This window comes from Rhizobium mayense (assembly GCF_030272705.1).
In the GTDB taxonomy this organism is placed as follows: Bacteria; Pseudomonadota; Alphaproteobacteria; order Rhizobiales; family Rhizobiaceae; genus Rhizobium; species Rhizobium mayense.
This window is the reverse complement of record NZ_JARFYM010000036.1, coordinates 53624-63596: the sequence shown is the minus strand read 5'-3', so window position 1 is coordinate 63596 and position 9973 is coordinate 53624. Positions and strand designations below refer to the sequence as shown.

Genomic DNA, 9973 nt, shown 5'->3' with positions numbered 1-9973 from the left:
GAGCCCACCGGCATTCATGACCAACCTCCAAAAGGCAGTCTTGAATCTGATTTGCCTCGACTTGGAAAGCCAAACCGTTAAATCGTCACCACAGCCTAGAGCGTTCGCGCGTACATCTGAACGCGCGAAGGTCGCTCTAATCTTTTGAATCCAGAGCATGTTATCCGCTTTTAGGTGAGCCCGCCTGACGCGGGATGCTCTAGCCGGTCGAACAGCGGTTCGACGACGGTGGCAAAGACCGTGGGATCGCCATAGGCTCGCGCCGAGAGCATGGCGCCATGTACGGTTGCCATAAAGGTCAGCGCTTCTTCCGCAGCCGAACGCGGCAGAACAAATCGACCTTCGGCACCTCCATGTTCCATCACGGCTGCAAGCCAGCTCGCCAGATCGCGAAAATGGCCACGCACTTCGACGGCGACATCAGCCGGAAGCACCGGCAGTTCGGCGGCCAACATGGCGCAGATGCAGAAGGGGGCGGTGTTGTCTGTGATGCACGCTTCCCAGAAGCCCGTATAGGCCCGAAGGCGGGCGACGGGATCGGCAATATTGGCATCGGCCCCGGCGAGGCCCTGCCGCGCCTCTTCCCGATAGCGGGCCACGACGATTCTGACGAGATCGGCCTTGGTCGGAAAATGATGATGGATGGATGCCTTGCGAATGCCGACCTCTGCGGAAATGTCAGCGAAGCTGAAACTATTGTAGCCGCCCGCGACGATCAGGCCGCGTGCCGACTGCACGATTTCGTCTGCTTTTGTTGAAATATTGCTCATTTGATTTGCCTACCTATTGGTAGGGTGTCTGTCAAGTCTGTAGACGGGCAGAGCGAATACACATAAGGTACCGCAACATCGGCAATACCCCACCAACCCCGATATATCTGGATCGGCCGCTTTTCTACCTTCAGGAAGCTCGGAAAATCGCAGCTGTTGCTGGAACATTCAAACCCGATACAACGTTTCAGCCATGAAATGGCTGGTTGCCACGAAATCCCCTTGCTGTATCAGTAGATGTCGAACTCGGAATGGGAGGACCGAAATGATAGCGATTCGTCAACTTTTGGTCGGCCTCACCCTTATATTGGCGCTGGTGCTGATTGCACTCAGCATCCTGTTGGTCAATCCGGTGCGGCCCATCCATCAATCCGACAACCTTATCCCAATGCAGGCCGAACCCGTGCAGCAGCGCCAGTAGCGCGGTAGGTTCAGCTCGACGGCGTGAAGCGCGCCACCAATGTATGACGGTCGCCGGGGTAGGTGAGACGGACGTGAGTGATCGGTCCGAGGCCGCTCCATGTGCGCCGCTCGATGACGAGGCAGGCGGTGCCTTTCGCGATATCCAGGTTGGTGGCCGCTTCGCCGTCCGCGGGGATGGCGCGGATTTGGTGTTCGGCCGTGCTCCACGGTACCTGATTGATCAGCCACGGCCCGGGCGGCAATTCATCGAAATCGACCTCGTCCGCCTCCGGTACGGCGTTGAGATTGATGACGCGGTCCTCAAGGCAGAAGGGCCTGTGGCCCGCATAGTGGATACAGGTGATTTCCAGCACCGATACCGCGCCGGCAAATTGCAGCCGCCGCCCATCCTCCGGGCGACCCTTGCGCTTGGCGCGCTTCACGATCTTGTGGGAGTAGGGCAGGTTCAGCGACAGGATTTCGGACTTGATGTCGTGGATTTCCAGCACCGCCGACTGCGCCTGCGGCTGAGTGACGAAGCTTCCCGAGCGCTTGCGCCGTTCGATCAACCCGGCCCGAGCAAGCTGTGTCAGTGCCTTGTTCACCGTCATGCGCGAACAATCATATTGTTCCGCCAGGGCAAGCTCGAAGGGAATCCGATGGCCAGGGGGCCAATCGCCGGAGACGATCCGGCTCTCGATGTCGCTCAGGATACGCTGATGGAGCGTCGCCTCTTTACCTGTGGTCATGCCGCCGACCGCTTCCTCGTGAGAGCTGGGATTCGGCACTTAGTATGCCGTGAGGAAAAGCTCTTTTTCAACCGATTAGTTCGGTCATTACGGCGCGGAATCGTGCGGAAATTGTTTCCCGCTTCTTATGCCGGCCGCGTTCGACCTGCTTGCGGCCTTGCGCCCACACGCTTTCGACGGCGACGCCGCCGGCAAATATCCACTGATCGAGGATCTGGTCGCCGGAGAGATAGGGCGCGCCGCTGATGTCGAGTGAAACCATGTCGGCATAGTGTCCGACCGCGAGCCCCGCCGGAGCCTTCAATGCCGCGCCGCCGCCGGCAAGCGCATGATCGAACAATGCTCGCGCCGTCGAGCCGCCTGCAGTTGCGACGACATTGCGGGCCCTCAGCGCCAGGCGTTGCGAATATTCCAGCTGTCGCAGCTCTTCCGGAACGGAGATGAGGATGTTGGAATCCGAGCCGATGCCGTAGCGGCCGCCTTCCTGGAGGAACAGAGGCGCAGAAAAAGTGCCGTCGCCGAGATTGGCTTCGGTCACCGGGCAGAGGCCGCCGATCGCGCCGCTTTTCGCCATCCGCCGTGTTTCGTCGTCAGTCATGTGGGTGGCATGGATCAGGCACCAGCGCTTGTCGAGTGGAGCATGATCGAGCAGCCATTCGACTGGTCGTGCACCGGACCAGGCGACACAATCCTCGACTTCCTTCACCTGTTCGGCGACATGGATATGGATCGGTCCATCGCCGGCGAGCGGCACGAGTTTTGCTAACTCTTCGGGTATCACTGCCCGCAGGCTATGCGGGGCAAGGCCGAGTTCGGCGCCCGGCAACCGATCAGCGATCGTCCGGCAGCCGGCCATCAAGGTTTCGAACCGATCGAGCGAATTGATGAAGCGCCGCTGGCCGTCGATGGGGGCCGTGCCGCCAAAGCCGGAATGGGCGTAGAAGACCGGAAGAAGCGTCAAGCCGATGCCGGTCTCGGCGCTTGCCGCGCCAATGCGCCCGGCCAGTTCGGCGATGTCGGAATAGGGGCTGCCGTCCTTGTCGTGGTGCAGATAGTGGAACTCGCCGACACGAGAGAAGCCGGCTTCCAGCATTTCCATATAGAGCTGTGCGGCCACCGCCTCGACATGGTCGGGGGTCATCGACAGTGCAAACTTGTACATGACGGTGCGCCAGCTCCAGAAGCTGTCATTGGCCGGGCCGCGGACTTCGGCAAGGCCGGCCATGGCGCGCTGAAAGGCGTGGCTGTGCAAATTCGGCATCGCAGGCACCAGAACGTCGTGCCGTTCGTCGCCGGCCTCAGCCGCGACATCGGTCTCGATATCGGTAATGCGGCCGTCTGCCAGAGTTAGCCGGGTATTTTGCCGCCAGCCATCACCAAGCAATGCCGAACGGGCATGAAGTTTCGTCATGGTCCAACCCTTTCCTTTTGGATGTCGAATCCAAAATCCCTCTTGTCAGCCTTTTTAATATGTATATACATTATAGGCCCATAAGGAAAGGCGCAAAGCTGATGAGTGGGAACAAATTTTCCGAAGATGACATGATGTTCGAAGGCAGCCGCCTTTGGCGCAATGCCCGTCTGGCGACCTTGAAAGAGAGCATGCCTGGGCTCGGCATTGTCGAGAACGGCGCTATCCTGAGCCGGGATGGCGGCATTGTTTTCGCAGGCAGCGAAAGCGATATGCCCGAGATCGGCAACGCCGAAACCATCGATCTCGAAGGTCGCTGGGTCACGCCGGGTCTCGTCGATTGCCACACGCACATCGTTCATGGCGGCAATCGCGCCCGCGAATTCGAGATGCGGCTGGAAGGCGCCAGCTACGAAGAGATCGCGCGGGCCGGCGGCGGCATCGTCTCCTCCGTCAACGCGACGCGCGCGCTGTCCGTCAACGATCTCATTGCGGCTGCTTTGCCGCGCCTCGATACGCTGCTTGCCGAAGGCGTCACCACGATCGAGGTGAAGTCCGGTTATGGCCTCAGCATCGAATCCGAACTGAAGATGTTGCAGGCCGCGCGTGCGCTGGAAGATGCCCGCCCTGTCCGAGTCGTCACCTCCTATCTTGCCGCGCATGCGACGCCCGTTGAATACAAGGGCCGCAACTGTGATTACATCACGGACGTCGTCCTGCCCGGTCTGGAACAGGCGCATGAAAAGGGTCTCGTCGATGCCGTCGACGGTTTCTGCGAAGGCATCGCCTTTTCGCTGGCCGAGATCGCCCGCGTTTTCGATCTGGCCAAGTCTCTTGGCATTCCCGTGAAACTGCATGCCGAGCAGCTCTCCAATCTCGGCGGCGCCAAGCTTGCGGCCTCTTATGGCGCGCTCTCCGCCGACCATCTCGAATATCTTGACGAGGACGGCGTGAAGGCGATGGCGGATGCAGGCACGGTCGCGGTTCTCCTACCCGGCGCTTTCTACGCCATCCATGAGAAGCAGAAGCCGCCGGTCGAGGCGCTGCGTGAGGCTGGTGTCCCAATCGCCATCGCGACCGACTGCAATCCCGGCACCTCGCCGTTGACCTCGATGTTGCTGACGATGAACATGGCGGCAACGCTCTTCGGCCTGACGGTGGAGGAATGCATCGCCGGCGCCACGCGTGAGGGCGCCCGGGCTCTCGGCCTGCTTTCCAGGACCGGTACGCTAGAGGCCGGCAAATTGGCCGATTTCGCCATTTGGGACGTCGAAAGCCCCGCCGAGCTTGTCTATCGCATCGGCTTCAATCCGCTCCATGCCCGCATCTTCAAGGGAGAAAGTTTCGACCGATGACTGTCACTCTCCATCCTGGCTCCGTGTCGCTGAAACAACTGGGCGCGATCTATTGGACCGGCGAGCCTGCTAGGCTCGAGGCCTCCTTCGATGCCGGTATCGTCAAAGCCGCTGCCCGTATTGCCGAGATCGCCGCCGGCAATGCGCCGGTCTACGGCATCAATACCGGTTTCGGCAAATTGGCCTCCATCAAGATCGACAGCGCCGATGTCGCGACCTTGCAGCGCAATCTTATCCTCTCGCATTGCTGCGGCGTCGGCCAGCCGCTGCCGGAGAACGTTGTTCGCCTGATCATGTCGCTGAAGCTCATCTCGCTCGGCCGCGGCGCGTCCGGAGTGCGGCTGGAGCTGGTGCGGCTGATCGAAGACATGCTCGAAAAGGGCGTCGTGCCTGTCATCCCCGAAAAAGGCTCGGTCGGCGCATCGGGCGATCTTGCGCCACTTGCCCATATGACCGCGGTCATGATGGGTCATGGCGAAGCCTTTTATGCCGGCGAGCGGCTTTCCGGCGCGGCAGCGCTCGAAAAGGCCGGGCTGAAGCCAGTCGTCCTTGCCGCCAAGGAAGGGCTGGCGCTGATCAACGGCACGCAGGTTTCGACCGCGCTTGCGCTTGCCGGTCTTTTCCGCGCCCATCGTGCCGCGCAGGCAGCATTGATCACCGGCGCCATGTCGACGGATGCCGCCATGGGGTCGTCCGCGCCGTTCCATCCCGATATCCACACGCTGCGCGGCCATAAGGGTCAGATCGACACGGCCGCCGCGCTTCGCGGCTTGCTCGCGGGTTCCGTCATTCGCGAGAGTCATATCGAAGGCGATGAGCGCGTTCAGGACCCTTACTGCATCCGTTGTCAGCCGCAGGTCGACGGCGCCTGTCTCGATCTGCTGCGCTCTGTCGGCCGCACGCTGGAAATCGAAGCCAATGCGGTCACCGACAATCCGCTTGTGCTGTCTGACAATTCCGTGGTGTCTGGCGGCAATTTCCATGCTGAGCCGGTGGCATTCGCCGCCGACCAGATCGCGATTGCCGTCTGTGAGATCGGTGCGATCTCGCAGCGCCGCATCGCGCTGCTGGTCGATCCGGCACTGAGCTATGGCTTGCCGGCCTTCCTTGCGAAAAAGCCCGGTCTGAACTCGGGACTGATGATCGCAGAGGTGACCTCGGCTGCGTTGATGAGCGAAAACAAGCAGATGTCGCACCCGGCGTCAGTCGATTCGACGCCGACCTCCGCCAATCAGGAAGACCACGTATCCATGGCCTGCCATGGCGCGCGCCGACTGCTGCCGATGACCGACAATCTCTTCGGCATCATCGGCATCGAGGCACTGACCGCTGCGCAAGGCGTCGAGCTGCGGGCGCCGCTGACGACCAGCCCCGAACTGACGCTCGCCATCGCCACCATCCGCGCCGCCGTGCCGACGCTCGATGAAGACCGCTACATGGCAAACGATCTCAAGGCCGCAAGCGACCTCGTCGCCTCCGGCACGCTCAACGCATCCGTATCCGCCGGCATCCTGCCCTCTCTGGAGATATGACATGACCAACCCACGCCATAATATCCGCGAAATCCGTGCGCCGCGCGGCCCGGAGCTCAACGCCAAGAGCTGGATGACCGAAGCGCCGCTGCGGATGCTGATGAACAATCTCGATCCTGACGTTGCGGAAAATCCGAATGAGCTGGTCGTCTATGGCGGCATCGGCCGCGCCGCCCGTACATGGGATGATTTTGACCGGATCGCCGCAACGCTGAAGACTTTGACCGAAGAAGAGACGCTGCTGGTGCAATCCGGCAAGCCGGTCGGCGTCTTCCGCACCCACAAGGACGCGCCGCGCGTGCTGATCGCCAATTCCAATCTCGTGCCGCATTGGGCGACTTGGGATCATTTCAACGAGCTGGATAAGAAGGGGCTGGCCATGTACGGCCAGATGACCGCGGGCTCGTGGATCTATATCGGCACGCAAGGCATCGTGCAGGGCACTTTCGAGACCTTCGCCGAGGCCGGCCGCCAGCACTATGGCGGCAATCTCAAGGGCAAGTGGATCCTGACCGGCGGCCTTGGCGGCATGGGCGGCGCACAGCCGCTGGCGGCCGTCATGGCCGGCGCCTGTTGCCTTGCCGTCGAATGCGATGAGACCCGCATCGATTTCCGCCTGCGCACCCGCTATGTCGATGAAAAGGCCAAGACGCTCGATGAAGCGCTTGCCATGATCGACAAATGGACGAAGGCTGGCGAGGCGAAGTCGGTCGGCCTGCTCGGCAATGCCGCGGAAATCTTCCCGGAACTGGTGAAGCGCATGAAGGCCGGCGGCCCGCGCCCGGACATCGTCACCGATCAGACCTCGGCGCATGATCCGCTGAACGGTTACCTGCCGCTCGGCTGGACCGTGGCCGAAGCGAAGGCCAAACGCGAGAGCGATCCGAAGGCTGTGGAAGCCGCCGCTCGCGCCTCGATGAGGGTGCATGTCGAAGCCATGGTCGACTTCTGGAATGCCGGCGTGCCGACGCTCGACTATGGCAACAACATCCGCCAGGTCGCCAAGGACGAGGGTTTCGAAAACGCCTTCGCCTTCCCGGGCTTCGTACCCGCCTATATCCGCCCGCTCTTCTGCCGCGGCATCGGCCCCTTCCGCTGGGCAGCACTTTCCGGCGATCCGGAGGATATCTACAAGACCGACGCCAAGGTGAAGGAGCTGCTGCCGGACAACAAGCACCTGCACAATTGGCTCGACATGGCGCGTGATCGCATCGCCTTCCAGGGCCTGCCGGCGCGCATCTGCTGGGTTGGCCTCGGCGATCGCCATCGTCTCGGCCTTGCCTTCAATGAAATGGTCAAGAACGGCGAGCTGAAGGCTCCCATCGTCATCGGCCGCGACCATCTGGACTCCGGCTCGGTCGCTTCGCCGAACCGCGAGACCGAAGCTATGAAGGACGGATCGGATGCCGTTTCCGACTGGCCGCTGCTCAACGCACTGCTGAATACCGCTTCCGGCGCCACCTGGGTATCGCTGCATCATGGCGGTGGCGTCGGCATGGGCTTTTCCCAGCACTCCGGCATGGTCATCTGCGCCGACGGCACGGATGATGCGGCAAGGCGCCTGGAACGCGTTCTCTGGAACGACCCGGCGACCGGCGTCATGCGCCACGCCGATGCCGGCTACGAGATCGCCATCGATTGCGCCAAAGAGCAGGGCCTGCGCCTGCCGGCAATCCTGGGGAATTAGCCTACACCAGCCGCACGAGACCGCCGTAGCTTGCGACGGTCTTGTCGGCGGTGATCAGGGAGATACCATCAACAAAGGCTTGAGCGATAAGAATTCGGTCGAAAGGATCTTTGTGAATATCGGGCAGATCCGCGACGGCGGCCGCGTGCTGCCCGAGAACGGGTAGTTCCTCATATCCGTTTTCAAGCAGATTTTCGTAGAGCCGGCGGGCATTGACTGCAAAGTCGGGGCGCGCCAATCCCGCCTTGATCGCCACCTCCCATATGCTGGCGGTCGAAAATGCGATCGTATTGTCGAGGTCTTCAATCAGGTCGCGGGCTTTTTCAGGCAGCCGCTGAGAAGCGACCGTAGCCCAGAGCAGAATATGCGTGTCCAGGAGAAATCTCATCGATCTCTAATGCTTTTGAAATCATTGGGATTGCCATGAAACATCTTCTCGATTTCGTCGGCCATCATCGTGTCGAAATCTTCGGGAACCACGATCTTGCCTTCCATGAAGCCGATGCGGCGCTTCTTCGGAGCTTCTTTCTCCTCTAGGGGGACAACTTTCACCATCGGCTTACCCGCCTTGGCGATGATGAAAGCTTCGCCCTTGGCCGCTTTCTCAATCAGCCGCGATAAATGCGTCTTCGCCTCATGTATATTGACGGTTTCCATGGCAGACTCCGAATGGACTTAGTCCACTAAACTTAGTTTACACCGAATCGAATTGCAATGATTGGACAGGAACATATGGCAACGCCAAAAATTACGATTCTCCGCCGCGATAGTCACCGTCGCATGCCCTGGAAAAACGGCGGGGGCGAGACGGTAGAGATAGCCGTTTCGCCCGACGGCGCCGGGCTTGCCGAATTCGATTGGCGCGTCAGCATGGCGACGGTCGCCACGGATGGGCCGTTCTCGGTCTTTTCGGGAATCGATCGCACGCTATCCATTCTCGACGGCGAGGGGATGACCCTCTTTATCGAGGGGCGCGAGCCTGAGCGCCTGACGCAGGCAAGCGCACCGCTGTCGTTCGCTGCCGATGCGCGGACCTCGGCGACCTTGATCGACGGGACGATCACTGATCTCAACGTCATGACGCGGCGGGGACGTTTTACGCATTCGATGCGGCGCGTTTCGATTGATGGAAATGGCGAAGTCGAGTTGAAGGGCGGGACCAGCCTTGTCCTTTGCCATCGCGGAGATGTCGAGATCGATGGTGCGGCACTTGCCGCGGGCGATTGCCTGCTTGTCTCCAACGAGGTTGCCACACGGCGCTCGATCTCAGGCAAAGCACAGCTATTTTGCATCGCCGTTGAGGCAACATAGTCGGCTATCGACTGCGCTTTGACTTGACACCGGCATACCCCGGTTATCCTATTGCCGCGCCGCAGAGAGGATGCCCGTATGAGCGACAATCAAATCCCCGCCGATAGTAAGCTGACCACCTCCAAGCGCCGTTGGGCGGCCGAGGGCAAGTTTCTGACGGGGCGCGTCAGCCGGCCGGAAACCGAACGCTTGCCGCCGGGACAGCATCTCGTCAAGAACTGGCCGGTGCTCGATCTCGGCGTGCAGCCGCAGATGTCCTTGTCGAGCTGGCGCCTCGATGTGATCGGCTTCGTGGAGACGCGGCTCAGCCTCGATTGGGCCGCTTTCCAGGCGATCGCGCACAGCACCCGTGTCAGCGATATTCATTGCGTCACCACCTGGTCGCGCTATGACAACAGATGGGAAGGGGTGTCGACGCGCGATCTGCTCGATCTCGCCATGCCGACGGCCGAGGCGAACCATGTGCTTCTGACGAGCCATGACGGCTATACCACCAACCTGCCGCTTGCCGATTTCGCCGCTGAAGATGCGATCCTCGCCACCGCCTGGGAAGGTCAGCCGCTGACCGGCGAACATGGTGGCCCGATGCGTCTTGTCGTGCCGCATCTCTATTTCTGGAAGAGCGCCAAGTGGCTGAACCGCATCGAGCTCATCGGCGCCGACAGGGCCGGTTTCTGGGAGAAGAACGGCTATCATATGTATGGCGATCCCTGGCGCGAGCAGCGCTACTCGGACGACTGAGGTCTCGGCCGTTTC

The 9973-nt window shown here is 61.1% G+C and carries 11 protein-coding genes; 6 read left to right on the top strand and 5 right to left on the bottom strand.

Features of this window, described 5'->3' with window-relative positions; all coding sequences use genetic code 11:
* Positions 1–170: 170 nt before the first annotated feature.
* Positions 171–770, bottom strand: a complete 600-nt coding sequence (locus tag PY649_RS29370) for a TetR/AcrR family transcriptional regulator (RefSeq protein ID WP_285872423.1) — start codon at positions 768–770, stop codon at positions 171–173.
* A 265-nt stretch (positions 771–1035) separates the two neighbouring features.
* Between PY649_RS29370 and PY649_RS29365 the strand changes: the two genes are divergently transcribed.
* Positions 1036–1191: a hypothetical protein gene (locus PY649_RS29365; protein WP_285872422.1), complete on the top strand. Its 156-nt coding sequence runs from the start codon at positions 1036–1038 to the stop codon at positions 1189–1191.
* Between the two features lie 10 nt (positions 1192–1201).
* Here the strand turns inward: PY649_RS29365 and hutC are convergent, their stop codons facing one another.
* Both hutC and PY649_RS29355 read right to left on the bottom strand, forming a co-directional pair.
* Positions 1202–1921: a histidine utilization transcriptional repressor HutC gene (gene hutC / locus PY649_RS29360; protein WP_285872421.1), complete on the bottom strand. Its 720-nt coding sequence runs from the start codon at positions 1919–1921 to the stop codon at positions 1202–1204.
* 67 nt (positions 1922–1988) lie between these two features.
* On the bottom strand, positions 1989–3332 hold the full coding sequence (locus PY649_RS29355; protein WP_285872419.1) for a formimidoylglutamate deiminase: 1344 nt from the start codon (positions 3330–3332) through the stop codon (positions 1989–1991).
* 101 nt (positions 3333–3433) lie between these two features.
* Between PY649_RS29355 and hutI the strand changes: the two genes are divergently transcribed.
* The 3 genes from hutI to hutU are packed head-to-tail and all read left to right on the top strand — an operon-like array spanning position 3434 to position 7906.
* Positions 3434–4687 (top strand): imidazolonepropionase, encoded by a 1254-nt coding sequence (gene hutI, locus PY649_RS29350; protein WP_285872418.1) that lies wholly within the window; start codon positions 3434–3436, stop codon positions 4685–4687.
* Positions 4684–6219, top strand: a complete 1536-nt coding sequence (gene hutH / locus PY649_RS29345; RefSeq protein WP_285872417.1) for a histidine ammonia-lyase — start codon at positions 4684–4686, stop codon at positions 6217–6219. The genes hutI and hutH overlap by 4 nt, the downstream gene beginning before the upstream one ends.
* Before the next feature lies 1 nt (position 6220).
* A complete protein-coding gene (gene hutU / locus PY649_RS29340) occupies positions 6221–7906 on the top strand; it encodes a urocanate hydratase (protein WP_285872416.1) in 1686 nt (561 codons plus the stop codon).
* 1 nt (position 7907) lies between these two features.
* On the opposite strand, the gene PY649_RS29335 is transcribed toward hutU, so the two are convergent.
* Positions 7908–8294, bottom strand: a complete 387-nt coding sequence (locus PY649_RS29335; RefSeq protein WP_285872414.1) for a type II toxin-antitoxin system VapC family toxin — start codon at positions 8292–8294, stop codon at positions 7908–7910.
* A complete protein-coding gene (locus PY649_RS29330; RefSeq protein ID WP_285872413.1) occupies positions 8291–8563 on the bottom strand; it encodes a type II toxin-antitoxin system Phd/YefM family antitoxin in 273 nt (90 codons plus the stop codon). Before PY649_RS29330 ends, PY649_RS29335 begins: the two co-directional genes overlap by 4 nt.
* Positions 8564–8638: 75 nt before the next feature.
* On the opposite strand from PY649_RS29330, the gene PY649_RS29325 reads away from it, so the two are divergent.
* A complete protein-coding gene (locus tag PY649_RS29325; RefSeq protein ID WP_432761424.1) occupies positions 8639–9217 on the top strand; it encodes a HutD/Ves family protein in 579 nt (192 codons plus the stop codon).
* 78 nt (positions 9218–9295) lie between these two features.
* Positions 9296–9958 (top strand): sulfite oxidase-like oxidoreductase, encoded by a 663-nt coding sequence (locus PY649_RS29320; protein ID WP_285872412.1) that lies wholly within the window; start codon positions 9296–9298, stop codon positions 9956–9958.
* Positions 9959–9973 lie beyond the last annotated feature (15 nt).

Bases quoted from the DNA above. Each gene is read 5' to 3' on its own strand.
- PY649_RS29370 (WP_285872423.1), bottom strand. From the start codon at position 770: ATGAGCAATATTTCAACAAAAGCAGACGAAATCGTGCAGTCGGCACGC.
- PY649_RS29365 (WP_285872422.1), top strand. From the start codon at position 1,036: ATGATAGCGATTCGTCAACTTTTGGTCGGCCTCACCCTTATATTGGCG.
- hutC (WP_285872421.1), bottom strand. From the start codon at position 1,921: ATGACCACAGGTAAAGAGGCGACGCTCCATCAGCGTATCCTGAGCGAC.
- PY649_RS29355 (WP_285872419.1), bottom strand. From the start codon at position 3,332: ATGACGAAACTTCATGCCCGTTCGGCATTGCTTGGTGATGGCTGGCGG.
- hutI (WP_285872418.1), top strand. From the start codon at position 3,434: ATGAGTGGGAACAAATTTTCCGAAGATGACATGATGTTCGAAGGCAGC.
- hutH (WP_285872417.1), top strand. From the start codon at position 4,684: ATGACTGTCACTCTCCATCCTGGCTCCGTGTCGCTGAAACAACTGGGC.
- hutU (WP_285872416.1), top strand. From the start codon at position 6,221: ATGACCAACCCACGCCATAATATCCGCGAAATCCGTGCGCCGCGCGGC.
- PY649_RS29335 (WP_285872414.1), bottom strand. From the start codon at position 8,294: ATGAGATTTCTCCTGGACACGCATATTCTGCTCTGGGCTACGGTCGCT.
- PY649_RS29330 (WP_285872413.1), bottom strand. From the start codon at position 8,563: ATGGAAACCGTCAATATACATGAGGCGAAGACGCATTTATCGCGGCTG.
- PY649_RS29325 (WP_432761424.1), top strand. From the start codon at position 8,639: ATGGCAACGCCAAAAATTACGATTCTCCGCCGCGATAGTCACCGTCGC.
- PY649_RS29320 (WP_285872412.1), top strand. From the start codon at position 9,296: ATGAGCGACAATCAAATCCCCGCCGATAGTAAGCTGACCACCTCCAAG.